Source organism: Xanthomonas sp. NCPPB 3442 (assembly GCF_056725145.1).
The window spans coordinates 1,389,806-1,415,608 of record NZ_CM161514.1 but is presented as its reverse complement, the minus strand read 5'-3'; the positions used below and the strand labels follow the sequence as shown (position 1 = coordinate 1,415,608).

Annotated in this window: 18 protein-coding genes and 1 pseudogene; 10 read left to right on the top strand and 9 right to left on the bottom strand. The window is 65.3% G+C overall.

Features of this window, described 5'->3' with window-relative positions:
• The first annotated feature begins 28 nt into the window (after positions 1 to 28).
• From AC1POX_RS06115 to AC1POX_RS06090, 6 genes and pseudogenes are all read left to right on the top strand, one after another.
• Entirely contained in the window at positions 29 to 2,464 is a 2,436-nt protein-coding gene (locus tag AC1POX_RS06115) for a TonB-dependent receptor plug domain-containing protein (RefSeq protein WP_372356864.1), read from the top strand.
• Between the two features lie 134 nt (positions 2,465 to 2,598).
• The gene (otsB, locus tag AC1POX_RS06110) at positions 2,599 to 3,357 is read left to right on the top strand and encodes a trehalose-phosphatase (protein WP_065627904.1); all 759 of its coding nucleotides are present in this window, start codon (positions 2,599 to 2,601) and stop codon (positions 3,355 to 3,357) included.
• A 48-nt stretch (positions 3,358 to 3,405) separates the two neighbouring features.
• Positions 3,406 to 5,184, top strand: coding sequence for a glycoside hydrolase family 15 protein (locus AC1POX_RS06105; RefSeq protein WP_280300720.1), 1,779 nt, complete (start codon positions 3,406 to 3,408; stop codon positions 5,182 to 5,184).
• Positions 5,181 to 6,548, top strand: coding sequence for an alpha,alpha-trehalose-phosphate synthase (UDP-forming) (gene otsA / locus AC1POX_RS06100; RefSeq protein WP_372356863.1), 1,368 nt, complete (start codon positions 5,181 to 5,183; stop codon positions 6,546 to 6,548). Before AC1POX_RS06105 ends, otsA begins: the two co-directional genes overlap by 4 nt.
• 629 nt (positions 6,549 to 7,177) lie before the next feature.
• A pseudogene (locus AC1POX_RS06095) lies at positions 7,178 to 9,615 on the top strand (glucose/quinate/shikimate family membrane-bound PQQ-dependent dehydrogenase).
• 715 nt (positions 9,616 to 10,330) lie between these two features.
• Positions 10,331 to 12,199 (top strand): methyl-accepting chemotaxis protein, encoded by a 1,869-nt coding sequence (locus AC1POX_RS06090; RefSeq protein WP_057681818.1) that lies wholly within the window; start codon positions 10,331 to 10,333, stop codon positions 12,197 to 12,199.
• A gap of 202 nt (positions 12,200 to 12,401) precedes the next feature.
• Here AC1POX_RS06090 and AC1POX_RS06085 read toward each other — a convergent pair whose 3' ends face one another.
• The 4 genes from AC1POX_RS06085 to rluD are packed head-to-tail and all read right to left on the bottom strand — an operon-like array spanning position 12,402 to position 15,159.
• A complete protein-coding gene (locus tag AC1POX_RS06085) occupies positions 12,402 to 12,836 on the bottom strand; it encodes a thiol-disulfide oxidoreductase DCC family protein (protein ID WP_029820053.1) in 435 nt (144 codons plus the stop codon).
• Positions 12,823 to 13,347: a DUF4166 domain-containing protein gene (locus AC1POX_RS06080; protein WP_029820054.1), complete on the bottom strand. Its 525-nt coding sequence runs from the start codon at positions 13,345 to 13,347 to the stop codon at positions 12,823 to 12,825. The genes AC1POX_RS06085 and AC1POX_RS06080 overlap by 14 nt, the downstream gene beginning before the upstream one ends.
• Positions 13,348 to 13,349: 2 nt before the next feature.
• Positions 13,350 to 14,162: a peptidoglycan editing factor PgeF gene (gene pgeF / locus AC1POX_RS06075; RefSeq protein ID WP_372356862.1), complete on the bottom strand. Its 813-nt coding sequence runs from the start codon at positions 14,160 to 14,162 to the stop codon at positions 13,350 to 13,352.
• A 1-nt stretch (position 14,163) separates the two neighbouring features.
• Positions 14,164 to 15,159 (bottom strand): 23S rRNA pseudouridine(1911/1915/1917) synthase RluD, encoded by a 996-nt coding sequence (gene rluD, locus AC1POX_RS06070; RefSeq protein ID WP_008577792.1) that lies wholly within the window; start codon positions 15,157 to 15,159, stop codon positions 14,164 to 14,166.
• 121 nt (positions 15,160 to 15,280) lie between these two features.
• On the opposite strand from rluD, the gene AC1POX_RS06065 reads away from it, so the two are divergent.
• The gene (locus AC1POX_RS06065) at positions 15,281 to 16,162 is read left to right on the top strand and encodes an outer membrane protein assembly factor BamD (RefSeq protein ID WP_005915798.1); all 882 of its coding nucleotides are present in this window, start codon (positions 15,281 to 15,283) and stop codon (positions 16,160 to 16,162) included.
• A gap of 282 nt (positions 16,163 to 16,444) precedes the next feature.
• A complete protein-coding gene (locus AC1POX_RS06060) occupies positions 16,445 to 17,425 on the top strand; it encodes a hypothetical protein (protein WP_372356861.1) in 981 nt (326 codons plus the stop codon).
• 18 nt (positions 17,426 to 17,443) lie between these two features.
• Here the strand turns inward: AC1POX_RS06060 and AC1POX_RS06055 are convergent, their stop codons facing one another.
• From AC1POX_RS06055 to sucC, 5 genes are all read right to left on the bottom strand, one after another.
• Positions 17,444 to 19,099, bottom strand: a complete 1,656-nt coding sequence (locus AC1POX_RS06055; RefSeq protein WP_031423861.1) for an NAD+ synthase — start codon at positions 19,097 to 19,099, stop codon at positions 17,444 to 17,446.
• A complete protein-coding gene (locus AC1POX_RS06050) occupies positions 19,099 to 19,401 on the bottom strand; it encodes a type II toxin-antitoxin system RelE/ParE family toxin (protein ID WP_008577789.1) in 303 nt (100 codons plus the stop codon). Before AC1POX_RS06050 ends, AC1POX_RS06055 begins: the two co-directional genes overlap by 1 nt.
• A 3-nt stretch (positions 19,402 to 19,404) precedes the next feature.
• The gene (locus AC1POX_RS06045; protein ID WP_008577787.1) at positions 19,405 to 19,749 is read right to left on the bottom strand and encodes a ribbon-helix-helix domain-containing protein; all 345 of its coding nucleotides are present in this window, start codon (positions 19,747 to 19,749) and stop codon (positions 19,405 to 19,407) included.
• 170 nt (positions 19,750 to 19,919) lie between these two features.
• Positions 19,920 to 20,795 carry a succinate--CoA ligase subunit alpha gene (gene sucD / locus AC1POX_RS06040; protein ID WP_029820064.1) on the bottom strand — a complete coding sequence of 292 codons (876 nt, stop codon included), beginning with the start codon at positions 20,793 to 20,795 and terminating at the stop codon, positions 19,920 to 19,922.
• A gap of 24 nt (positions 20,796 to 20,819) precedes the next feature.
• The gene (gene sucC, locus AC1POX_RS06035) at positions 20,820 to 21,989 is read right to left on the bottom strand and encodes an ADP-forming succinate--CoA ligase subunit beta (protein WP_007965356.1); all 1,170 of its coding nucleotides are present in this window, start codon (positions 21,987 to 21,989) and stop codon (positions 20,820 to 20,822) included.
• A 231-nt stretch (positions 21,990 to 22,220) separates the two neighbouring features.
• Between sucC and AC1POX_RS06030 the strand changes: the two genes are divergently transcribed.
• Together AC1POX_RS06030 and AC1POX_RS06025 are read left to right on the top strand one after the other, a co-directional pair.
• Entirely contained in the window at positions 22,221 to 23,834 is a 1,614-nt protein-coding gene (locus AC1POX_RS06030) for a sensor histidine kinase (RefSeq protein WP_057681814.1), read from the top strand.
• A gap of 267 nt (positions 23,835 to 24,101) precedes the next feature.
• Positions 24,102 to 25,556 (top strand): sigma-54-dependent transcriptional regulator, encoded by a 1,455-nt coding sequence (locus AC1POX_RS06025; RefSeq protein WP_372356860.1) that lies wholly within the window; start codon positions 24,102 to 24,104, stop codon positions 25,554 to 25,556.
• The last annotated feature ends 247 nt before the right edge of the window (positions 25,557 to 25,803 follow it).

The following is a 25,803-nucleotide window of genomic DNA, read 5'->3' as shown; positions in this document are numbered from 1 at the left end:
GCGTTGCAGTTGCAGGAGAGAGAACAGCATGACCCGCCCCACCCTTTCGGTGATTGGCCTGGCCATCGCCGCCGTGCTCAGCGCCAACGCGCAAGCCCAGCAGGCCGATGCCGGTGCCACCACCCTGGACACCGTGATCGTCACCGGCACCCGTGCCAGCGACCGTACCGTGCTGGAATCCACCGTGCCGGTGGACGTGCTCACCGCCGAAGACATCCGCAAGGCCGGCGTGGTCAACGGCGAGTTGGGCAGCGCGCTGCAGGCGCTGCTGCCTTCCTTCAACTTCCCGCGTCAGTCCAACTCCGGCGGCGCCGACCATATCCGCGCCGCGCAGCTGCGCGGGCTCTCGCCCGACCAGGTGCTGGTGCTTGTCAACGGCAAGCGCCGCCATACCTCGGCGCTGGTCAACACCGACAGCAAGATCGGCAAGGGCACCACGCCGGTGGATTTCAATTCCATCCCGATCAACGCGATCAAGCGCATCGAAGTGCTGCGCGACGGGGCCGGCGCGCAATACGGCTCGGATGCGATTGCCGGCGTCATCAACGTGATCCTGGACGACAACCCCGAGCGCGGCAAACTGGAAGCCAGCTTCGGCGCCTACAACACCGACGTGAAGCCGATCGACCGCCGCGTCACCGACGGCCAGACCAGCTATGCCAGCGCAAAAGTGGGCACGCTGCTGGGCGACGACGGCGGCTTCTTCAAGGTCGGCCTGGAGCTGAAGAACCGCGAGGCCACCAACCGCGCCGGCTTCGACCAGATTCCCTCGTTCGAAGAACAGACCCCGGCCAATCTGGCGCTGCGGGGCCAGCGCAATTACGTGCTCGGCGATGGCGCCAACAAGGGCCTGAATGCCTGGCTCAACACCAAGGTGCCATTCAGCGCCAGCGGCGAGTTCTACGCCTTCGGCACCTACAACCAGCGCGATACCGAAGGCGCCAATTACTTCCGTTACCCGGACGGCAGCGCCAACTGGCGCGAGATCTACCCCAACGGCTACCGCCCGATCTCCGAAGGCGAGAATCGCGACCTGCAACTCGTGGCTGGTGCACGCGGGCAATGGGGCAGCTGGGATTACGACGCCAGCGTCAACTACGGCCGCAACGACTTCACCTACCGGCTACGCAATTCGCTCAATGCATCGCTGGGACCCGGCAGCCCCACACGCTTCAAGACCGGTGATTTCGCCTTCGCGCAGACGGTGGGCAATTTCGACCTGACCCGCGTGTTCGACGCCGCCGGCGCCACCCATACCTTCGGCACCGGCGCCGAGTTCCGCCGCGAGCAATACCGCACCCACGCCGGCGATCCGGCCAGCTACGCGGCCGGCCCGTTCACCGATCGTCCCACCGGCTCGCAGGCCGGCGGCGGGCTCACCCCGCAGGACGAAGCCGACCTGTCGCGCAACGTGGCCAGCGCCTACGCCAACGTCTCCAGCCAGTTCGGCGACAAGTTCTCCACCGACCTGGCTGGCCGCTACGAGCATTACCAGGATTTCGGCAGCCAGTGGACCGGCAAACTGGCCGCACGCTACGCATTTGCACCGGCCTTTGCGCTGCGTGGCGCCATCTCCAACAACGTGCGTGCGCCTTCGCTCAGCCAGATCGGCTATGAAGCCACTTCCACCGGTTACGACGCCGCCGGCCGCCTGACCCAGGGTCGCCTGCTGTCGGTCAACAACCCCATCGCGCGCGGACTGGGCGCCACCGATCTGAAGCCGGAAAAGTCGGTCAATTACAGCCTGGGCTTCACCAGCAAGCTGGGCGATCACTTCGACGTGTCGCTGGACTTTTTCCAGATCGATATCGACGACCGCATTGCGCTGTCCGAAGACATCACCGGCGATGCGCTGACCAGCTTCGTGCAGCAGAACTACGGCGTCACCGGGGTGCAGAGCGCCAGCTATTTCCTCAACGCCGCCGATACCCGCACCCGCGGCGCCGAGCTGGTTGCCAACTGGCGTCAGTACGCCTTCGGCGGCGACCTGCTGCTGACCGGCACCTACAGCTACGCCAAGACCGAGTTGGAAAACATCATCGCCACCCCGGCCCAGTTGCTCGCATTGAACCCGGAGTACGTGCTGTTCGGCGTGGAAGAAAGCAACACGCTCACCGACGCCGCACCGCGCACCCGCGCCTCGCTTGCCGCGAACTGGAGCAACGAGCACTGGAACCTGCAGACCCGCGTCAACCGCTACGGCAGCGCCACGCGCGTGTTCGATTTCGGTGGCGGCTTCGTGCCGCGCCAGACCTACGGCGCCGAGTGGCAACTGGACCTGGAAGCCGAATATCACCTGGGCACGCAATGGACGCTGGCCATCGGCGGGCAGAACATCCTGGACAACTACTCGGACCGTTCCATCGACGACATCGCCTACTTCGGCAACCTGCCCTACGACGTGCTCTCGCCGATCGGCAGCAACGGCGCGTATTGGTATGGGCGGGTGCGGTACAGCTTCTGATTCGGGATTCGGGATTCGGGATTCGGGATTCGGGATTGGCAAACATCGTACTTCGTGCGAATCCCCAATCCCGACTCACGAATCTCCGCCGTTCCATAACCTGAATCTCACACCCCATTGCGCACACTAGCGCAATGGCAGACGCGCATTCCCCCCTACCGTCGCCGCCATTGCTGGACGATGCCTGTGCATTGTTTCTGGACGTGGACGGCACCCTCATCGACTTTGCCGACCGCCCCGAGGCGGTGAAGCTATTGCCCGAAGTGCGCGAGGCCATCGGCCTGCTGAGCGAGCGTCTCAACGGCGCCGTTGCGCTGGTCAGCGGCCGGCCGCTTGCCCAGCTGGACGCCCTGTTCGCGCCATTGCTGCTGCCGGCCGCCGGTCTGCACGGGCACCAACTGCGTAGCGATCTCGCGGCACGCGCGGCCATGCCGCAGGACACGTCCGAGTGGCTGCACGGCCTGCATCAACGTGCCGCGGCGCTGACGCACCAGCATCCAGGCGTGCTGGTCGAAGACAAGGGTGCCAGCGTGGCGCTGCACTGGCGCGCCCGACCGCAGGCCGGCCCCGAGGTGCTCGCCTTCGCGCAGCAGGAAATCGCACAGCTTTCCGGTTATCGCCTCCAGCCAGGCGACCACGTGGTGGAATTCGTGCCCGAAGGCAGCAACAAGGGTCTGGCGGTCGAGCAGCTGATGCAGCACGGCACCTTCGCCGGCCGCACCCCGGTGTTCGTCGGCGACGACCTCACTGACGAATTCGGCTTCGACGCCGCCAACCGGCTCGGCGGCTGGAGCGTGCTGGTCGGCGATCGCGCACAGACCAGCGCGCGCTTTCGCGTCGGTGGCACCGCCGACGTACACGCGTGGTTGCAACGCAACGCACGCAGCCGCTGAGCACAGCGCACCTTCTCTCATTCACTTCAACAGGATCGTTTGCACTCCATGACCGAGCCAAACCTGGATCTGGGCGTCATCGGCAACTGCAGTTTCGGTGCATTGGTCGATCGGCAGGCACGTGTGGTGTGGAGTTGCCTGCCGGCATTCGACGGCGACCCGGCCTTTTGCACGCTGCTTTCGCCCAAGACCGAAGGCGGCGACTTTGCCGTGGAACTGGAAGATTTTGCCAGCAGCGAGCAGCACTACCTGCCCAATACCGCCGTGCTGCGCACAGTGTTGCGCGATCGCCACGGTGGCGAACTGGAAGTGATCGACTTCGCGCCGCGCTGGCGCAACAACGGACGCTTCTATCGGCCTGTGAGCATCATCCGCCAGATCCGGCCACTGAGCGGCAACCCGCGCATCATCGTGCGCGCCCGCCCGCTGGCCGACTGGGGCGGCCGCACGCCGGACACCACCTGGGGCAGCAATCACATCCGTTGGGTGTTGCCGGAATTCACCCTGCGCCTGACCACCGATGTGCCGGTGCGCTTCGTACGCGACGGCTTGCCGTTCGTGCTTAGCCATCCGGTGAGCCTGGTGCTGGGCGTGGACGAATCGCTGACCCGCTCGCTCACCGGTTACGTGCAGGAAGCGCAGGAACGCACCGAAGAATACTGGCGCGAATGGGTGCGCTACCTGTCCATTCCGCTGGACTGGCAGGAAGCGGTGATTCGCAGCGCAATCACGCTGAAGTTGTGCCAGTACGAAGACAGCGGCGCGATCATCGCGGCGATGACCACCTCGATTCCGGAAGCGCCCAACACGCCGCGCAACTGGGACTACCGCTATTGCTGGCTGCGCGACGCCGCCTTCGTGGTGCGTGCGCTCAACCGGCTCGGCGCGACCCGCACGATGGAGCAGTTCATCGGCTACATCTTCAATATCGCCACTACCGACGGCACCATGCAGCCGCTGTACGGCATCGGCTTCGAATCGCAACTGGAAGAACACGAAGTCGATACCATGGCCGGCTACCGCGGCATGGGCCCGGTGCGGCGCGGCAACCTGGCGTGGATCCAGCAGCAGCACGATGTCTATGGCAGCGTGGTGCTGGCGTCCACACAGCTGTTCTTCGACCTGCGCCTGAAGGATCAAGGCGATGCCGACACCTTCCGCCGGCTTGAACCGCTGGGCGAGCGCGCCTATGCGTTGCATAACGTGCCCGATGCCGGCCTGTGGGAATTTCGCGGCCGTGCCGAAGTGCATACCTACACCGCGGCGATGTGCTGGGCGGCCTGCGATCGCCTGTCCAAGATCGCCGACCGGCTGGTGCTGCCCGAGCGCAGCAGCTACTGGCGCGAACGTGCCGACAGCATCCGCGAACGCGTGTTGAGCGAGGCCTGGAGCGAGGAGCGCGGCCATTTCACCGACACCCTCGGCGGCCACCGGCTCGATGCATCGCTGTTGCTGCTGGCCGATATCGGCATCGTCGCCAACGACGACAGCCGCTTCGTGCGCACGGTCGAGGCGGTCGGTCGCGTGCTCAAGCACGGCGATGCGCTATACCGCTACATCGCACCGGATGACTTCGGTGAGCCGGAAACCAGCTTCACCATCTGCACGTTCTGGTACATCGATGCGCTGGCGGCGATAGGGCGCAAGGACGAGGCGCGTGAATTGTTCGAGCGCATCCTTTCGCGCCGCAATCACCTGGGCTTGCTGTCGGAAGATCTATCGTTCGAGGACGGCGAAGCCTGGGGCAATTTCCCTCAGACCTATTCGCATGTTGGCTTGATCATCGCAGCGATGCGCTTGTCGCGGAGCTGGCAGGAGGCGTCATGAGTCGTTTGGTGGTGGTATCCAACCGCGTTGCGGTGCCCGGCGAAACCCGCGCCGGTGGCCTGGCGGTTGGCCTGTTGGCGGCGCTCAAGGAACGCGGCGGCATGTGGTTCGGCTGGAGCGGCAAGACCGTGCGCGGCGACAGCGGCGGCATGCACGAGCAGACCGAAGGCGACATCACCTTCGTCACCATGGACCTCAACAAGCGCGACATCGATTCGTACTACAACGGCTTCGCCAATCGCACGCTGTGGCCCTTGCTGCACTTCCGCCTGGACCTGGTCGATTACGATCGCGCCACCCGCGAAGGCTATATGCGCGTCAACCGGCTGTTTGCCGAAAAACTCGCGCCGCTGCTGAAAGACAGCGACACGCTGTGGATCCACGATTACCACATGATTCCGCTCGGCGCGATGCTGCGCGAGCTGGGCGTGGGCTGCAAGATGGGTTTCTTCCTGCACGTGCCGATGCCGTCGGCCGATCTGGTGCAGGCCATGCCCGATCACGCGCGCCTGTTCAGTACCTTCTACGCATACGACCTGGTCGGCTTCCAGACCCAGCGCGATGCCGAACGTTTCAAGGCCTATGTGCGCCTGTTCGGCGGTGGCCGCATTCTGGAAGGCGATATGGTGGAAGGCCCCGGTGGGCGCCGCTTCACCGCCTCTTCGTTCCCGATCGGGATCGATACCGACCTGATTGCCCACCAGGCCAAGGCCTCTGCCGGCAAGCAGGCGGTGCGTGATCTGCGCGAAAGCCTGCGTGGCCGACAGTTGGCCATCGGCGTGGACCGCCTGGATTATTCTAAAGGGTTGCCGGAGCGCTTTCAGGGCTTCGAGCGTTACCTGGAGCGGTATCCGGATCAATCCGGCAGCCTGACCTATCTGCAAATTGCACCGGTCTCGCGCGGCGATGTCACCGAATACCGTCAATTGCGCAGCCAGCTCGAACAGATCGCCGGCCACATCAATGGCGGACATGCAGAGCCGGACTGGACGCCGCTGCGCTACGTCAACCAAAACTTCAGCCATGCCACGCTGACAGGCTTCTATCGCGCGGCCTCGGTGTGTCTGGTCACGCCACTGCGCGATGGCATGAACCTGGTTGCCAAGGAATTTGTGGCCGCGCAGGACCCGGCAGACCCGGGCGTGCTGGTGTTGTCGCTGTTTGCAGGTGCAGCCGATGAAATGAAGGAAGCGCTGCTGGTCAACCCGCACGATCTGGACGGTGTGGCCGACGCGATCGCCACAGCGGCAAGCATGCCGTTGGCAAGCCGCATCGAACGCTGGCATGCAATGATGGACCACCTGCGCAAGAACAACATCAACCACTGGCGCCAGCGCTATCTGCAAGCGCTCTCTGAGGTGTAGGACAAACCTTCTTCCGCCGCGACATTGCCCTCCTTCATGAGGAAGAAAGTGGCCGAAAGGCCGATGAAGGTGCGGCGCAATCAACCTGAAGTCCGTAGTTCCCGGAGGACTTCCTGCATGATGCAGCTACATCGAGCCGCGGCGATGTCCGACCATGCTGCCCCGACTCGCAAGGGGATGAATACCTCGGACCTCGATAGCCTGTCGCTGCACTCGACATGGCAGTCACAGGCAACGCCACGTGCGCCGCTACGCCCTGCGCTTCCATCGTGGTCGCGCTGAGCAGCAGCGCATGTCGACCCCGGCTCTGCAAGCAACGGACCGCACTTGGCAAAGCGTTCGACATCCGCATGTTTCCGCTATGCCAAACGTGCAGGTTGGAACGCTGGTTCCTATTCCGTCACGGACAAAGGGCGTGTGGGGGTCTAAAATATTCACATGATTAGCGCCGAGGACCCTGGGAGGGGCTGCGCGTTCATAGCGTTCAACGTTCGTCTCTGGATCCGGGCCGCGTGATGGCGCCTGCGATCGCTCTCCCTCCACGACTCGCCACCGCTCGCTGGTGCCCGAGTCCTTCCTGACATCTCAAAATGACTGATCAATCCTCAAAACGTGGGCTAGGCACCTGGTTGCTGGTGGCCTATGCCGTGGTGATCGCCGTGCTCGGTGCGGTGCTCGCCTATCAAGGCGGCCGCCTGGTGGCCGTCGGCGGCTCCTGGTATTACCTGATCGCGGGTATTGCCCTGTTCCTGGCGGGCGTCCTGCTCGCGCTGGGCAAGCGCGCCGGGCTGTGGCTGTTTGGCGCCACGCTGGCCGGCACCATCGCCTGGGCACTGTGGGAAGTGGGCCTGGATGGCTGGGGCTTGGTGCCGCGCCTGGCCATGATGTCGGTGCTGGGGCTGGTGTTGCTGCCCTTCTGGGGTGTGGCGCGTCGTCGCATGCAGCCGTTGTCCGGCCTGGGCTATGCGCTGGTGACCGGCGTGCTGCCAATCCTGGGTGCGGCGCTGATCCTGTGGCCGCTGTTGATGCCGCGCAATGTCGAGCTGGCCGATGCCTCCAAGCTGCCGGCCGACAGCGCCACGGCCTTCAGCCGCGGCACCGTGCCAAGCCCCGACGGCAACGTCGCGGCCAATCACGACGCCAGCAACTGGACCTCCTATGCGGGCTCCAATCTGTCCAACCACTACACGCCCGGCGCGCAGATCACCCCGGACAACGTGAAGAATCTCAAGGTTGCGTGGGAGTTCCACACCGGCGACCTGAAGCCCAAGGACTCCAAGCTGGGCTACGCCTTCCAGAACACCCCGCTCAAGGTCGGCGACCTGCTCTACATCTGCACCCCCACCCAGAAGGTGATCGCGGTGGAAGCAGCCAACGGCAAGGAGCGCTGGCGCTTCGATCCGCAGACCAACCCGAAGGCGATGGCGGGCGTGGCTGCCACCACCTGCCGTGGCGTGTCGTATTACCAGGCACCCGAAGGCACCGCCGAGTGCCCGACCCGGATCTTCTGGCCGATGGTCGATGGCCGCCTTGGCGCGCTGGACGCGCAGACCGGCAAGCTGTGCACCAGCTTCGGCAACAACGGCTATGTCGATCTGAATGCGGGCACCGGCAACACCAAGCCGGGTTTCGTCGGCCCGACCTCGCCGCCGGTGGTGATGCGCGGCGTGGTGATCCAGCCGACCGGCCAGGTCCGCGATGGCCAGGAAGGCGATGCGCCGTCCGGCGTGGTGCGCGGCTTCGATGCGCTCACCGGCCAGCTGCGCTGGGCCTGGGACCTGGGTAACCCGGCGATCACCGCCGAGCCGCCGGCCGGCCAGACCTACACGCGCTCAACCCCGAACGTGTGGTCGCTGATGGCCGCCGACGACGAGCTGGGCCTGGTCTATCTGCCCACCGGCAATGCGTCCGGCGATTTCTTCGGCAAGGGCCGCACCCCGCAGGACGAGGAATACACCGCCTCGCTGGTTGCGGTGGATGCCGCTACTGGCAAGGAACGCTGGCATTTCCGTACCGTCAACCACGACCTGTGGGATTACGACATCGGCCCGCAGCCGAACCTGGTCGATTGGCCGATCGCTGGCGGCGGTACGCGTGCTGCGGTGATCCAGGCCACCAAGTCCGGCCAGGTGTTCGTGCTGGACCGCGCCACCGGCGAGCCGATCATGCCGGTCAAGCAGATCCCGGTACCGCAGGGAACCGACCACGGCGACTGGACCGCTGCCACGCAACCGATCTCGCCGGGCATGCCCAACACTGTGGGCGCGCCGAGCCGCGAGTTCGAAAAAATCATCGAATCCGATGCCTGGGGCATGACCCCGTTCGACCAGTTGGTCTGCCGTATCCAGTTCAAGCAACTGCGCTACGAAGGCATGTTCACCCCGCCCACCCTGCAGGGGTCGCTGGCCTTCACCGGCAACCACGGCGGCATCAACTGGGGCGGTGTTTCGGTGGACCTGCAGCGCGGCATCATGGTGATGAACAGCAATCGCCTGCCGTACACCCTGCAGGTGTATACCCGCGAAAAAATGAATGAGCTGGGCGTGGTGTCGGTGTTCGACGGCAAGAGCAAGACGCCCGGCTACATGGCGCAGAAGGGCCTGGCCTACGGCGCCCGCAAGGAGCCGTGGATGTCGCCGCTCAACACCCCGTGCGTGGCCCCGCCGTGGGGCTACATCGCCGGCGTTGACCTGCGCACGCAGCAGGTGATCTGGCGCCGTCCGCTGGGCACCGGTTACGACCAGGGGCCGATGGGCATTCCGTCCAAGACCAAGTTCGAGATCGGCACGCCCAACAACAGCGGCTCGCTGGCCACCGCTGGCGGGGTGACCTTCATCGGCGCGACCCTGGACGACTTCATGCGCGGCTTCGACACCCGCACCGGCAAGCAGGTCTGGAGACCCGCGTCCCCGCCGGCCCGCAGGCAGCGCCGATGAGCTACACCATCAACGGCAAGCAATACATCGTGGCCGCCGTCGGTGGACACGACCGCATGGAAACCAAGTCGGGCGACAGCGTCATTGCCTGGGCCCTGCCGGACGATGCGCAGGCCGCGCCTGCCAAGTAACGGCAGCGCTCCAAGCACCACGCGGCCAGGCGGTACGCCGATGCGCATGAGCGCATGCAGTCTGCACTGCCTTGGCCGCTGCGCATCACCGCCTGGCTGCGCTCTGGCGCATAGGCCGCCTGCCGTCGGTCCAGGGCCGACGGATGCACCAATCAACCGGTCGTCGCGAGACGGCCGGTTTTTTTGTGCGCGCTTGCCGCTACGGCGAAGGCACCTGGGGGCAAAGCCGGCGATGTCGGCCCAGCGTATGACGCGTGGCCAACGCGCTTGCTGTCAGACCTGAGTTTCAGACATCCGAACCCAGGCCAACCTCCCAGGATGGCGCTCCCATGCGGCAGTCAGATGCTGCGCAAGTGCGAATCCAGCGCGCAGGCCGTTGGCAACCGAATCAGCCCCAACTTCGATGGGATTTGCCCGCTCCCAATAGCAGTTCGCTGACATGCCGGGCATTCGCTCCGCGCGGACATTTTTCACGCAGAATTTACATTTGAGTCAACGTGTTAGCGCATCGATCGCCACGGGCACGCATACCCTGCCGAACTGAAATCGCTTTCATATCAAGGACATCACGCCATTTCGGGACCTGGTTGTCACATTCCGACGAACGGCACCTTCACATCATCATGATTCGGACTCAGCCGCCGATACCCCCATTGCGGGCCATGGACTGCCGATGCCGCTCCCCCTTCTCAGATCATCCAGCTGGACTCAGCCTATGTCGCTTGCACACGATGCCGCCCCCGTTGCCCAACCGCCCGCCGGTCGGCACGTTGCGCGCGCCACCTGGACTACATGGCTGCCCGCCGCTGCACATGTCGCGCTGCTGGCATTGCTGGCCTGCTATGCCGCCACGCTGGTACCCGGCAGCTTCCTGAGCGGGCTCGGGCGCGTGCTGCCCGCCCTGCTGGTGTTGGGCGCGGCGAGCGCCGGGCTCTGGTGGTGGTCGCGCCGGCGTCACGACACGCAGTTGCAACAGGCAATGCGTGCGGTGGTGGCGATCGGCGAAGGACGCACCCAGCGACTGGACCTGCGCAACGCCTCCGGCGACCTCGCACCGTTGCTGCACGCGCTACAGGATGCCCAGGACAAGCTCGCCATCCGCATCGATGTGATGGAGCAAGGCCTGCGCCATGGCCAGTTCGTGATCAAGGCGCTGGACGATCTGGACACCATGATCCGCATCGCCGACGACGATGGCCAGGTGCTGTTTGCCAACCGCAAACTGCTCGCCATGCTCAAGCTGATCGAGCCGGATGTGCAGAGCTTCCGTCCCAGCTTCCATGCCGAAGGCTTCGTCGGCGGCAGCATCGGCGACATCTATCCCGACAGCCAGGCCGCGATCGACCGCATGCGCGCGTTGAATGCCTCCAAGGCCGTGCGTGCGCCATTCTTCGGCCGCCAGATCGACTTCGTGTACAGCCCGATCATCGCCGCCGACGGCACCAAGCTCGGCACCATCGCGCAGTGGATGGACGTCACCGCGCAGGTCAACGCCGAGCAGGCACTGATCCAGATCATCGACGCCGCCTCGGCCGGCGATTTCAGCCGTCGCATGCAGATCGATGGCATGGACGGTGTGTTGCTGACCCTGGCGCAAGGCATCAACCGCATCTACGACTCGGTGGAAACCCATCTGGCCGCATTGGCGCGCGTGATCGGCGCGCTGGCCGAAGGCGACCTGACCCAGCGTGTGGACGGCGATGCGCACGGTATCTTCGCGCGCTTGCGCGACGATACCAACCAGACCGTCACCCGCCTCACCGAAATCATCGGCGGCATCCAGGCCGCATCGGACACCATCCGCCAGGCCGCAGTGGAAATTGCCGCCGGCAACATGGATCTTTCCGAGCGCACCGAGCAACAGGCGGCCAACCTGGAAGAAACCGCCAGCTCGATGGAAGAACTCACCTCCACCGTGAAGCAAAACGCCGAGAGCGCGCTGCAGGCCAATCGCCTGGTCGTCGGCACCGGCGACGTGGCGCAGAGCGGCGGCCAGGTGATGGACGAGGTGGTCGCCACCATGGGCCAGATCAGCACCGCCTCGCGCAAGATCGGCGAGATCATCGGTGTGATCGACGGCATCGCGTTCCAGACCAACATCCTGGCGCTCAACGCCGCAGTGGAAGCCGCGCGTGCCGGCGAACAGGGCCGCGGTTTTGCGGTGGTTGCCTCGGAAGTGCGTGCATTGGCACGGCGCTCGGCCGATGCGGCCAAGGAAATCAAGACGCTCATCGCCGACTCCACCGACAAGGTGGAACTGGGTTCGGGCCTGGTGCACCGCGCCGGCGCGACCATGCGCGAGATCGTCGGCTCGGTCAAACACGTCACCGACATCATGAGCGAGATCACCTCGGCCAGCGCCGAGCAGTCCAGCGGCATCGAGCAGGTCAACCGCACGGTCGCGCAGTTGGACGAGGTGACCCAACGTAACGCTGCGCTGGTGGAAGAAGCCACCGCCGCTGCGCGCAGCCTGGAAGAACAGGCCGTGGAACTGGCCGATGCGGTCTCGATCTTCCGCCTGCAATCCGACACCCGTCCCGGCGCCTCCCACGTCGCACGCGCCAGCTTCCACAACGCGGCATAGGCCCGGCATGCGCAGCGATTCGTAGGAGCGCACCCGGGCGCGACCGGGTTTCTGCGGAAATGCCATCCATCAACAGCTGCGCTGCTGAGGCCAGCCGAGCGATGCGCCGCATCGCCTCGTCCCAGCGTAGGTTCGCATTGAATTGCATCGCAATGCGATGCAGCGCGCCTCAGGCCAGCGCCCCGATGCCGGGTGCACTGCCTCAGTCCAGAAACCGCGCGTGCTGCTCGGGCGTGGGCAACATGCAGTGATCGCTGCGGCCGAACCAGCGATAACGATTGCGTGCGATCAGCCGGTAGCCGAGATCGCGCACGCGATGCGGGATCAGGCGCAGCACCCCACTCAGCCGCCAGAGCCCGCCCAATCCCGCAAGCACGCGCACGATCGCGTCGCTATCGGTCCAGGCACCGGTGGTGTCCACCAGTAGAAACGACAAAGGGTCGTCCGGATCCAGACCGTGCTGCTGCAACAGTGCGCGCCCGGCTTGCCCCTGCATGGCAGCAAAGCGATAGCGCCCACGCCGATCGTGGCGCAGCAGGAATTTGACCCAGCCATTGCAGAGCAGGCACACGCCATCGAAGACGATGGTGGCCCGCGCCGCAGGTGGCGCAACAGGCGATTGATCAGCGCGGTTCAAGCCAGCCCTCATAACGAATGAACGGTCCTACCAGCGGCAACTGCACGTCCACCAGAAACGCATAACGGCCGCCGTCGGCATGCTCGCGGCAGCGCACCTGCCGGAACCAGCGGGCAGGTAACCGAATCATCCCGAACGCCCACACGCCGGTGGCCTGCCAATACAACGATTGCGCATCGGCCTGCAGCGAAAATTCAAAGCGCACCGCGCCCAGGTGTTCGCGCAAGCTGGCTCCATGACGCCATAGCCGCGAATGCATCGGCATGCCATCAAAGCGCCGATGCCAGCGCTCGCCGCGCGCGTCGGCCAGAAAATCCACTTCCACCGCCACCTCGCCAGTGCGCGGCAAGCGGCTCAGCAGCGCCAGCAACGGAACCAGCGCATGCGTGCCGCGTTGAATCCTGGCCCGGCCGGCGAAGGTCTGCCGCTGCTGCACCGAATGCAGCGCGCGCACCGGCGCAGGCAGTTGCGCGAACGCGTCCTGCCCCAGCACCTGTGCGAACAGCGGCACGCTCAGGGCGCGATCCAGGCCAGCGTGGCCATGCGTCCGCTGCGGCGATCGCGGCGATGCGAGAAAAAGCGCTGCGGATCGGAAATGGTGCACAACCCGCCGCCATACACCGCAGCGGCCGGCACACCGGCCCGCTGCAGCCGCTGACGTGCCAGCGCATACAGATCCACCCGCCAGTGCCCCGGGCGCGTGGCGACAAACGCCTGTTGCGCCTGTGCATCGTGCGCAACGAAGGCGCCGAACACGTCCTCGCCGATCTCATACACCTGGGGCCCCGCGGCAGGACCCAGCCAGGCCACCAGTTGCTGCGGTGGCGTCCGCATCGCCGCCACGCTGCGCTCCAGTACGCCGTCGGCCAGCCCGCGCCAACCGGCATGCGCAGCAGCGACCTCGCTGCCATCGACGGCAGCGAACACGACCGGCAGGCAATCGGCCGTGAGGATTGCCAGTACTACGCCAGGCGCCGAGGTCACCGCAGCATCGGCAACCGGTTCGTGCGCGCCTGGCGGCTGATCCGCCGCGTGGTCGGTGGAATCGGGTGCAGCGGGCGGTGCATCCACCCGTACCACGTCCACGCCGTGCACCTGCCGCAACCACTGAGGCGAGCTCGGCAGTTGCAGTGCCGCGGCAAGCAGTGCCCGGTTGCGCTCCACCTGCTCGGGCACATCGCCTTCGGCGCTGTTGCGGTTGCCAAGGTTGAGCGTATCGAACGGCGGCAGCGAGCCGCCCAGACCGTGACGCAGCGTGGTGAGCGCACGGATGCGCGGTGGCGCCGGCCAGTCGGCTGGCAGGGTGAAGGGCGCAGCCATGGGCATCTCAGCGGCGTGCCAGCTCGGCGGCGCGTGCGCTGTCTTCGCGCAGCACGGTCATCAGGCGCTGCAGATCGGCCGGCACCGGCGCACTGGCGCGGACCGGCTCGCCGCTGACCGGATGCAGGAATTCCAGGGTTTCGGCGTGCAGCGCCTGGCGCTTGAAGCTGCGCAGTTCGTGCACCAGCTCGTCGGTAGCGCCCTTGGGCAGCTTGAGCGCGCCGCCGTACAGCGGGTCGCCGACGATCGGCGACTTCAGGTGCGCCATGTGCACGCGAATCTGGTGGGTACGCCCGGTTTCGAGCCGGCACTCCAGCGCGGTGTGCGCACGGAAACGCTCGCGCAGGCGGTAATGGGTGACCGCATCGCGGCCGTCGTCGCGCACCGCCATCTTCAGGCGGTCGCGCGGGTGGCGATCGATCGGGGCGTTGACGGTGCCGCCGGAGACCAGCGCGCCCACCACCACGGCCAGATACTGGCGATGCACCTCGCGCGCGGACAGCTGCTCCACCAGCGCGGTCTGCGCCTGCACGGTGCGCGCCACCACCATCACGCCGCTGGTGTCCTTGTCCAGGCGATGCACCACCCCGGCGCGCGGCACCGAGGCCAGCGCCGGGTCGCGGAACAGCAGCGCATTGACCAGGGTCTGGTCCGGATTGCCGGCGCCCGGATGCACCACCAGGCCGGCCGGCTTGTCGATCACCAGCACCTGCTCGTCTTCGTACAGCACGCTCAGCGGAATGTCCTGCGGCGCGGCGTGGGTCTGGGTTTCCAGCACCACCTGCAGCTGCACGCTCTCGCCGCCGCGCAAGGTATCGCGCGGGCGCGCCATTTCACCGTCCAGCAGCGCGTCGCCGGACTTGATCCATTCCGACAACCGCGAGCGCGAAAATTCCGGGAACAGCTCGGCCAGCACCGCGTCGAAACGGCGTCCGGCGGCGTTGTCGGGCACGATCGCCTGGCGGATGGACGGGTCGAGGGGTTCGGCAGATGGGTCGGACATGGACACGGGCACTCGGGCAAAAAGCGGGAATTTGGGGGTCCGGGCGGCGGGAGTCAGTCGCCGGACAGGCCACTAGGCTATCATCGCGCTCTCGTTTTCCTGATGCGTCCTGCCCAGACCCATGATCCGACGGTCCACGTTTTCCGCGCCTGCGCGCCTGATTGCCCTCATGCTGGTCATGGCGTTCGTCGTCACCGGCTGCCACCGCGGCGCCAAGGACAAGAATCCCGACGAGGGCATGCCGGTCGAGCAGCTCTACGGCAAGGGTCATAACCTGATGGAGAAAGGCAACTGGGCCGGCGCAGAAGCCAGCTACAAGCGCCTGATCGCCCAGTACCCGTATGGCCCGTACACCGAGCAGGCGATGATCGAAACCGCCTACGCCCAGTACAAGGCCGGCAAGCACGACGACGCGGTCTCCAGCGTCGACCGCTTCATCCGGACCTACCCGACCCACCGCAACATCTCGTATCTGTACTACCTGCGCGGCCTGGCCAACAGCAACCGCGACACGGTGTTCCTGCGCCGCGTGTGGTCGCTGGACCCGAGCCGCCGCGACCTGTCTTCGCCGCAGCAGGCTTACAACGATTTCAATACCGTCACCGATCGCTACCCGAACAGCCGTTACGCCGCCGACGCACGCAAGCGCATGATCGAGCTGCGCGACATCTTCGCCCAGCACGAATTGGACAACGCGCTGTACTACCTGCGCCGCGATGCCTGGGTGTCGGCCGCCGGTCGTGCCAACTACCTGCTCGAAACCTATCCGCAGAGCGCCTTCCAGTACGACGCGGTCGCGGTACTGGCCGAGGCCTACACGCACCTGGGCAACAAGACCTTGGCAGCCGACGCACGCCGCGTGCTGGAGCTCAACGACCCGCAGCATCCGTGGCTGACCGGCAACTGGCCGAAATACCCGTGGGCCATCCGCAAGCTCAACCCGTTTGCCGGCGAAAAATCTGCCGCGACCGGGCAGAGCAATTCGCAGATGAATCGCGACTGAGATATCAGGCGCAGCGCACGACCGAAAAGAGGCCGAAAGGCCTCTTTTTTGTTGCCGCGACGATGACGGCAGGACGGCAAGTGCTGCACCGACGACGATCGGCGGCGATTGCCGCCGCTGATGCGCCCACCGAGCAATTGGTTCCCACGCGCGCAGACGCATGGCCGGAGCCGGTGCGCGCATCCTGGAACCGGCACCAGGTCACCCAATGCCCTTGGGTCTGCTGTCTATACTCATCCCGAACCAGCTCCGACTCCTTCGAGCGCCAGCCAAGGAAGCCGCATGTCTCGTGCCACCATCGCGTTGCTGCTCATGCTCTCGCTGGCGGCCCTGACCGCCAGCGCCACCGCGGCGGCCCCCATCGTCTACGGCGTCAACGCGCACGACAGCCGTCCCGGCTACGCCATGACCCAGGCCGAGGCACGCTTCAAACTGCTGGCAGCGCGCAACCTGCGCAGCTACCGGTTCGATATCGATCCGCGCGATTACGCCACGCTGGATGCGCTCGTCCCCTTGGCGCGCAAGTACGGCATCACCCTGCGCCCGATGGTCTACCCGATGTCGCGCGAGATCGGCTACCAGCTGGCACGCCGCTATGCCGCAGACATCAAGGTCTGGGAAATCGGCAACGAACAGGATCTGGTCCGCGCCGAAGCCGATACCCGCATCGCCGCAATGACCACGATGTATCTGGGCATGCGCCAGGCTTCCGACGAACTGGGCGCAGGTTTGCGCTTCACCATCAACATCACCGCCTGCAATAGCGACGATCGCAGCGCCAACGCGCGTTGCCCGGGCGATCGCAACGGCTCGCTGTGGTTTTTGGCAAAAGCCAAGGCGGCCGGCTTCAACTTCGACCACATCAGCTTCCACTACTACGCGTTCTACCAGGATGCCGGCTATTGGACGGACCTGTATCTGGGCCAGCTGCGCACTGCCGCGCGTACCTACAACACCCCGGTGTTCTTCAACGAGCTGAACTGTGCGGAGATCTATACAGGCAGCACCACTGGCGGCACCGCAGGTGATCGGGGCTGTTACGACAGCCTGGCGCAGCTGTTGCGCAACGTGCGTGACAACTACGCCGACGTGGTGGCCGAGGTGAATGTCTACGAATTACTGGACCAGGCCACCATCCAGGGGCCTGAAGGCCACTTTGGCCTGATGTACGACCTGGCCCGACCAAAACCGCCCCTGGATCTGCTCACGCGGTTCGCCCAGCCGTCAGCCAGCGCAGCGGCAGCCACTGCGTCAGCCGAGTGACCGGATCAGCCGTCCGGATTACTGCCCGCGATACCCGTTGGTGATCGGATAGCGCCGTTCGCGACCGAATGCACGCCGCGACACCTTGGGCCCGGGCGCGGACTGATGGCGCTTCCACTCGTTGAGCCGCACCAGACGCAGCACATGCTCGACGGTATCGGCCGCGTAGCCGGCCGCAACGATGTCGTCGCGCGACTGCTCCTGGTCGACGTAGCGATACAGGATGCCGTCGAGCACATCGTACGGCGGCAGCGAATCCTGGTCGGTCTGGTTGGCGCGCAGCTCTGCCGACGGCGGGCGCGAGATCACCGCCGGCGGAATCACCGGCGCGCCGCCGACGGTGTTGCGCCATTTCGCCAGGCCGAACACCTCCGTCTTGTACAGGTCCTTGAGCGGCGCATAGCCACCGCACATGTCGCCATAGATGGTGGCGTAACCCACTGCGTATTCGCTCTTGTTACCGGTGGTCAGCACCAGCCCGCCGAACTTGTTCGACAGCGCCATCAAGATCACGCCACGGCTGCGCGACTGCAGGTTTTCTTCGGTGATGTCCGGCTGGGTGCCTTCGAACATAGGCCCCAGCGCGCCGAGCAGGCCTTCGAAAGCCGGTTCGATCGCGATGGTCTCCAGCTTCACGCCCAGCGCGCGGCATTGCTCGTCGGCCAGGTCGTTGGACAGGGTGGCGGTGTAGCGCGACGGCAGGCGCACGGCGGTCACGTTGTCGCCGCCCAGCGCATCCACCGCCATCGCCAACACCAGTGCCGAGTCGATGCCGCCGGACAAGCCCAGCCAGACCTTGCTGAAGCCGTTCTTGCGGCAATAGTCCTGCAGCCCGCGCACCACCGCACGCCAGGCCAGCGCATCCATGCTTTCGTCGCCGTCATCCACCCACACCACCGGAGTGAAGCTGCGCTCGCCGGCCGCATAGTCCACCACCAGCCACTGGTCCACGAAGGCTGCAGCGGCGGGATGCACGGTGCCGTCGCCATCGGCCACCACCGAGGCGCCATCGAACACCAGTGCATCCTGCCCGCCCACGACGTTGAGATAGGCAATCGCTGCCCCGCTCTCGCGGGTGCGTTCGGCCAGCAATGCATCGCGTTGGGCATGCTTGCCACGCTCGTACGGCGAGGCATTGGGCACCAGCACCAACTCCGCGCCCGCCCGTACCGTGTTGGCCAAGGGCTCGGCGAACCAGAGGTCTTCGCAGATCACCACGCCCACCTGCACGCCCTTGACCGTGACCACGCAGTTCTCGCCATCCGGATCCACGTCGAAATAACGACGCTCGTCGAACACCGCATAGTTGGGCAATTCGCGCTTGCGGTAGGTCGCTTCGATCCGCCCGTCGCGCAACACGCTGGCGGCGTTGTAGACCACGCTGCCGGCGCTTTGCGGCCAGCCGACCACTGCCACGATGCCGCGCGTGGCCGCCGCAATCCGCGCCAGCGCCTGTTCGCAATGAGCGAGGAATCCCGGTCGTAACAGCAGGTCTTCCGGCGGATACCCGCTGATCGCCAATTCGGGAAACAGCACGATGTCGGCCTCGAACTCGTCGCGCGCCGCTGCGATGTACTCGATGATGCGATCGGTATTCTGCGTCACGCCGCCGACCGGGAAGTCGAACTGGGCCATGGCGATGCGGAGGGTGTGTGCTGTCACTGCTGACTCCATCAAAACAGGCTTTCAAGGTAACCCGCTTCGCGCTGCGAACGGATCGCCAGCACGTACACGGTGTCGTCCAACGGTGCGTAACGATAGAGCGCAAGATAGCCGCTGGCATCGCGACCGATGACCAGTTCGCGGAATCCGCCCTGCACCGCGCGCCCTATCAGTGGATTGTCCGCCAATGCATCGATGGCCTGGAAGACACCTGCGAGTTTTCGCTGCACATTGGCTGCATCGTGTTCCAGCAGATAGGCGACCAGACGGCGTGCATCGTCGGCAACGCGCGCGGCAAGCACGATCCTGGTCACCTGTCAGCGCTCGACGGCGCTGGCCACCGGTGGCGCGGGGTCGTCTCCATCGGCAAGTTGCTGCATGTACTGGCGTACGTCCGCCCAGGACAGCGTGTTGGCGCCCTCCTGGATGGCAGCCCAGCGTTGCTGCGCCTCGGCATGAAATGCCGTGCGGCGCTCGTATGCATCGATTTTTTCCGCGATGGCGTCGACGATAAAGCCGTGCGCCGTGGTTCCGGCATCTTTCGCCGCCCTGGCGACACGCGCTTTCAGTTCGTCGGGCAGACGGATGGTGGTCGTGGACATGGCAACCTCGGGGGACCGAATGGCGGACCCAAAGTAGCACACTTGTGACACACTTTGCATGATGCGCTCCTTGTGCAATTCAGGGCTTTAGCATCGACATAGGCATGGAGCCGAACAGTCGGCCCAGCGTGCGTCGTACAGTGCGCAATCCCTGCCATCTGCATCAGGTATCCCCGTAAACGCAGAAAGCCGCCCGAAGGCGGCTTTCTGCGACACCACACTGGTAAGACTTACTTCACCAGCGCCGCAATCGCCGCACCCAGATCGCCCGGCGAGCGGACGGTCTTGACGCCGGCGGCTTCCATCGCCGCGAACTTGCCTTCGGCCGTGCCCTTGCCACCGGACGCGATCGCACCGGCATGGCCCATGCGCTTGCCGGCCGGCGCGGAGGCACCGGCGATGAAGCCGACCACCGGCTTCTTGACGTGGTTCTTGATGTACTCGGCACCGGCTTCCTCGGCGTCGCCACCGATTTCACCCACCATGATGATGCCTTCGGTCTGCGGGTCTTCGTTGAACAGCTTGAGGCAGTCGACGAAGTTCAGGCCGTTGATCGGGTCGCCACCGATGCCGATGCAGGTGCTCTGGCCCAGGCCCACTTCGGTGGTCTGCTTGACCGCTTCATAGGTCAGCGTGCCCGAACGCGACACGATGCCGATCTTGCCCGGCTTGTGGATGTGGCCTGGCATGATGCCGATCTTGCACTCGCCCGGGGTGATCACGCCGGGGCAGTTCGGCCCGATCAGCACGGTGTCCGGATGCGAACGGGTCAGCACGTTCTTGACGCGCAGCATGTCCAGCACCGGGATGCCCTCGGTGATGCAGACGATGACCTTGATGCCGGCCGCAGCCGCTTCCAGAATCGCATCGGCCGCGTACGGCGGCGGCACGTAGATCACCGACGCATCGGCGCCGGTGGCCTGGACCGCATCGGCGACGGTGTTGAACACCGGCAGATTGATGTGGGTGGTGCCGCCCTTGCCGGGCGTCACGCCGCCGACGACCTGGGTGCCGTACTCGACCATCTGAGTGGCGTGGAAGGTGCCCTGCTGGCCGGTAAAGCCCTGCACGATCACCTTGGTGTTCTTGTTAATCAAAACGGACATGGATAGTTCCTTCGGTGTCGTGGATCAGGCGGCGTTCTTGACAGCTTCAACGACTTTCTTGGCGCCGTCGTTGATGTTGTCGGCCGGGATGATGGCCATGCCGCTATCGCGCAGCAGCTGCTTGCCTTCTTCCACGTTGGTGCCTTCCAGGCGCACCACGACCGGAACCTTGACGCCCACTTCCTTGACCGCGGCGATGATGCCTTCGGCGATCATGTCGCAGCGGACGATGCCGCCGAAGATGTTGACGAAGATGCCTTCGACCTTGTCCGAGGACAGGATCAGCTTGAACGCTTCGATGACGCGCTGCTTGTTCGCACCGCCGCCCACGTCCAGGAAGTTCGCCGGCTCGCCGCCATTGAGCTTGATCACGTCCATGGTAGCCATGGCCAGGCCTGCGCCGTTGACCATGCAACCGATGTTGCCGTCCATGGTGACGTAGTTGATGTCCAGCTCCGACGCGGTCACTTCGGTCTCGTCTTCCTGCGTCTTGTCGCGCATGGCGACCAGCTGCTTCTGACGGAACGCGGCGTTGTCGTCGCTGTCGAACTTGCCGTCGAGCGCGTACAGGTTGCCGTCGTCCAGGATCGCCAGCGGGTTGATTTCAACCAGCGCCAGGTCCTTTTCGTTGAACAGGCGATACAGGTTCACCATGATGCTGGCGAACTGGCCGGCCTGCTTGGCGTTGAGGCCGAGCTTGAAGCCGAAATCGCGGCCATGGTAGCCCTGCACGCCTTCGACGAAATCGACGTTGAGCGCGTGGATCAGCTCCGGCGTCTCGGCAGCCACCTGCTCGATCTCCACGCCGCCTTCGGAAGAGGCGATATAGGTGATGGTCTTGGTGCCGCGGTCGACCAGGATCGACAGGTACAGCTCCTTGACGATCTCACCGGCCGTGGTGACCAGCACCAGGTTGATCGGCAGCTCGACGCCGGCGGTCTGGTAGGTGGACATCTTGGTGCCGAGCATCTTGGCGGCTGCGGCCTTCACGTCGTCGGTGGTCTTGCAGAACTTGACGCCGCCAGCCTTACCGCGGCCGCCCGCGTGGATCTGCGCCTTCACCATCCAGGGGCCATTGCCCAGGGAATTGGCGACTTCAACCGCTTCGTCCGGGGTCGCCGCGACCTTGCCGGCCGGAACGGGGATGCCGTACTCGGCAAGCAGCTGTTTTGACTGGTATTCGTGGAAATTCATGCGTCACCGTGGGAAAAGGAAACGACCGCTGCGTGCAACGCAGACCGCCGGGGCGGCACGTCATGGGACGCGAACGGGCCGCCTATTGTGGCCGACCACGCCGTGCGGCGCAAAATTGCCCGGGATTGGCCGCCCGATCGCAGCGCTTGCGCGCAGGCCGACTCTGTGCGCAAGCGCTGCGCAGGCCGCGCACCTGCCTATACTCGCGGCTCGCTCCAGCGGGGAATCGGCTTGGCATCCATCGCATCGCTCATCGCCCGGATCCAGTCCGCGCCGCAGCGCGAGCTGTACTTTTTCTCGTTGTACCGGGTGCTGGTGGCCGGCCTGATCGCCGCGCTGGTGTTCAGCCCCTTGTCCGACGCCATTCCCGATCCGCGCTACCCGCGCCTGGCCGCCGGCGTGGCGATCGGCTACCTGTGCATGGCGATCCCGCTGCTGTTCTGGGGCCGCGGCGAACGCCGCCTCACCCCCACCGTGCTGTGCGCGGTAGTGGCCGACATCCTTGCCGCCACCCTGGCCACGCACGCCCTGCCCGGTGCCAGCGCCGGGATTGCGATGATGCTGCTGTTCAACGTGGCGGCCGCCTCGATCCTGTTGCGGCTGCGCTACGGCATGAGCATCGCGGTGCTCGCCAGCGCCGCCATCCTTCTGGAATACCTGTGGACCCTGCTCGAAGGCGGCGGCGCCACTCGTCCGGTGGCCGAGCTTGCGATGTTTGCCACCAGCTACGTCGCGGTGGCCTTCATCTGCGAACAAATCGCCGCCCGCGCCCGTCGCAACCAGATGCTGGCCGAAGAACGCGGCGCCCAGGTCGCCAATCTGTACGAGATCAACGAGCTGATCATCCGGCGCATGCGCACCGGCGTGCTGGTGGTGGATACCCACAACCACATCTCGTTGGCCAACGAAGCAGCGCTGAGCTTGCTGGGCGATGGCGACCAACGCACCCCGTCCACCGACCTGTCGCTGGTGGCGCTCACCCCGGAGCTGGCGCGCCGGCTGCAGCGCTGGCGTAGCGGCTGGCGCCAGGAAGAAGCCCCGCTGCAACTCGGCGCCGACCGCCCGGAGGTGCAGCCGCGCTTCGTGCGCCTGCTCGCCGACAGCGATCTGGTGCTGGTGTTTCTGGACGATGCCACGGTGGTGTCGCGCCGTGCCGAGTCACTGACCCTGTCGGCCATGGGACGCTTCTCGGCCAGCCTGGCGCACGAGATCCGCAACCCGCTGGCCGCCATCAGCTACGCCTCGCAGTTGCTGGAAGAATCGCCGGACATCGGCGATGCCGACCGCCGCCTGCTGCAGATCATCCACCAGCAATGTCAGCGCACCAACGGCATCGTCGAAAGCGTGCTCGCACTGGCGCGCCGGGAACGCGCCACCCCGGACAACCTGGACCTGGCCGCATTCGTGCGCCGCTTCGTGGTCGAATATCGCCAGACCTTGTCGATGGAAACCGACATCCTGGAGGCCAGCATCCAGGGGAGCTCCGTGCATGCGTTGGTCGACCCCAAGCACCTGCATCAGATCCTCACCGCGCTGGTGCACAACGCACTCAAGTACGGCCGGGTGATGGACGAACCGGCGCGGGTCAAGCTGCACGTCGAGCGCCTCGAGCGCAAGGCAGTGATCGATGTGATCGACCGCGGCCCAGGCATCCCGGAGGCCGTGGCGGCGCAACTGTTCCGCCCGTTCTACACCACCTCCGAGCACGGCACCGGCCTGGGGCTGTACATCGCCCAGGAACTCTGCCGCGCCAACCAGGCGCAACTGGACTATGTCGCGGTCCCCGGCGGCGGTGCGTGCTTCCGGATTTCGTTGCAAGGACCCAACGGATTGCTCGGCAAGTGAGTGCTCGGCTATCGGCTGAGCGGGATGCCTGATGTGGCGATATCGCGCAGCGCGGCACTTGTTCGATAGCAGAACGTTGCAACTGGCGAAGACACAAACCCAACGCTGTGCCTGGCTGCGGGGCGTGTGGGCTTACGCCAGCAAGGCTGTCGGAGGCAGACGCGTTTGGCAACGCAGCCCATCGATAGCCCCACATCGCCGACTGGCATCGGCGCCTTGCAAACGCGCTGAATGCCGCAGTGATGCACCCGCGCAGCAGGTGAATCGTTGGGCCGCCACCTGCTCGACAATTGTCGACCATCATCACGCTGGGCTATCGTGCGTCCCATGAACGAACCCAAAAGCGCCCTGGTTGTCGATGACGAGCGTGATATCCGCGAGTTGCTTGTTCTCACCCTGGGCCGCATGGGCTTGCGCATCAGCACCGCGGCGAACCTGGCCGAGGCGCGCGAGTTGCTGGCCAACAACCCCTACGATCTGTGCCTGACCGACATGCGGTTGCCGGACGGCAACGGCATCGAACTGGTCACCGAAATCGCAAAACACTACCCGCAGACGCCGGTGGCGATGATCACCGCCTTCGGCAGCATGGACCTGGCCGTGGAAGCGCTGAAAGCCGGCGCCTTCGATTTCGTCAGCAAGCCGGTCGACATCGGCGTGCTGCGCGGCCTGGTCAAGCACGCGCTGGAATTGAACAATCGCGACCGTCCCGCTCCGCCACCGCCGCCACCGGAACAGGCCAGCCGCCTGCTCGGGGACTCCAGTGCCATGGAAAGCCTGCGCGCCACCATCGGCAAGGTTGCGCGCAGCCAGGCGCCGGTCTACATCGTCGGCGAATCCGGCGTGGGCAAGGAACTGGTCGCACGCACCATCCACGAACAAGGCGCACGCGCCGCCGGCCCGTTCGTGCCGGTCAACTGCGGCGCCATTCCCGCCGAATTGATGGAAAGCGAATTCTTCGGCCACAAGAAGGGCAGCTTCACCGGCGCGCATGCCGACAAGCCCGGCCTGTTCCAGGCCGCGCATGGCGGCACCTTGTTCCTGGACGAAGTGGCCGAATTACCGTTGCAGATGCAGGTCAAGCTGCTGCGCGCCATCCAGGAAAAGTCGGTGCGACCGGTCGGCGCATCCAGCGAATCGCTGGTGGATGTGCGCATCCTCTCGGCCACCCATAAGGACCTGGGCGACCTGGTCTCCGACGGCCGCTTTCGGCATGACTTGTACTACCGCATCAACGTAATCGAGTTGCGTGTGCCGCCGCTGCGCGAACGCGGTGGCGACCTGCCGCAGCTGGCCGCTGCCATCATCGCGCGCCTGGCGCACAGCCATGGCCGCCCCATTCCGCTGCTGACCCAGTCGGCGCTCGACGCATTGAATCACTACGGCTTCCCAGGCAACGTGCGCGAACTGGAAAACATCCTCGAACGCGCCCTGGCCCTGGCCGAAGACGACCAGATCAGCGCCACCGACCTGCGCCTGCCCGCTCACGGCGGCCACCGTCTGGCTGTCCCCAACGGAGGTGCCGCGGCCGAACCGCGCGAAGCCGTCGTGGACATCGACCCGGCCTCAGCCGCGCTGCCGTCCTACATCGAGCAATTGGAGCGCGCCGCGATTCAGAAGGCGCTGGAAGAAAACCGCTGGAACAAGACCAAGACTGCGGCGCAGCTGGGCATCACGTTTCGCGCGCTGCGTTACAAGTTGAAGAAGCTGGGGATGGACTGAGTTGCCACTCGCAATGCACCTCGCTATGAAGGAACACGTAGCCGGGAAAAGCATCGTGCGTGACGCTTGAATGCCTTGCACCCAATGCTGACCAAGAAATTCTTCCCTGCCTAGTTAGAAGTTCTCGCAGCAGCAGTAAAGCTCACAATGTCTCACTGAATGCATCAGATGATCGAGTCGCTTGTCCTGCACCTACGATACTGCTTAACTACGTTCCGCTGGAAAATCTGGAATTGGAGCTTAAATC

What these genes read in the sequence shown, in the direction of transcription:
- AC1POX_RS06115 (WP_372356864.1), top strand. Translation starts at nt 29, where the DNA reads ATGACCCGCCCCACCCTTTCGGTGATTGGCCTGGCCATCGCCGCCGTG.
- otsB (WP_065627904.1), top strand. Translation starts at nt 2,599, where the DNA reads ATGGCAGACGCGCATTCCCCCCTACCGTCGCCGCCATTGCTGGACGAT.
- AC1POX_RS06105 (WP_280300720.1), top strand. Translation starts at nt 3,406, where the DNA reads ATGACCGAGCCAAACCTGGATCTGGGCGTCATCGGCAACTGCAGTTTC.
- otsA (WP_372356863.1), top strand. Translation starts at nt 5,181, where the DNA reads ATGAGTCGTTTGGTGGTGGTATCCAACCGCGTTGCGGTGCCCGGCGAA.
- AC1POX_RS06090 (WP_057681818.1), top strand. Translation starts at nt 10,331, where the DNA reads ATGTCGCTTGCACACGATGCCGCCCCCGTTGCCCAACCGCCCGCCGGT.
- pgeF (WP_372356862.1), bottom strand. Translation starts at nt 14,162, where the DNA reads ATGCCCATGGCTGCGCCCTTCACCCTGCCAGCCGACTGGCCGGCGCCA.
- rluD (WP_008577792.1), bottom strand. Translation starts at nt 15,159, where the DNA reads ATGTCCGACCCATCTGCCGAACCCCTCGACCCGTCCATCCGCCAGGCG.
- AC1POX_RS06065 (WP_005915798.1), top strand. Translation starts at nt 15,281, where the DNA reads ATGATCCGACGGTCCACGTTTTCCGCGCCTGCGCGCCTGATTGCCCTC.
- AC1POX_RS06060 (WP_372356861.1), top strand. Translation starts at nt 16,445, where the DNA reads ATGTCTCGTGCCACCATCGCGTTGCTGCTCATGCTCTCGCTGGCGGCC.
- AC1POX_RS06055 (WP_031423861.1), bottom strand. Translation starts at nt 19,099, where the DNA reads ATGGAGTCAGCAGTGACAGCACACACCCTCCGCATCGCCATGGCCCAG.
- AC1POX_RS06045 (WP_008577787.1), bottom strand. Translation starts at nt 19,749, where the DNA reads ATGCAAAGTGTGTCACAAGTGTGCTACTTTGGGTCCGCCATTCGGTCC.
- sucD (WP_029820064.1), bottom strand. Translation starts at nt 20,795, where the DNA reads ATGTCCGTTTTGATTAACAAGAACACCAAGGTGATCGTGCAGGGCTTT.
- sucC (WP_007965356.1), bottom strand. Translation starts at nt 21,989, where the DNA reads ATGAATTTCCACGAATACCAGTCAAAACAGCTGCTTGCCGAGTACGGC.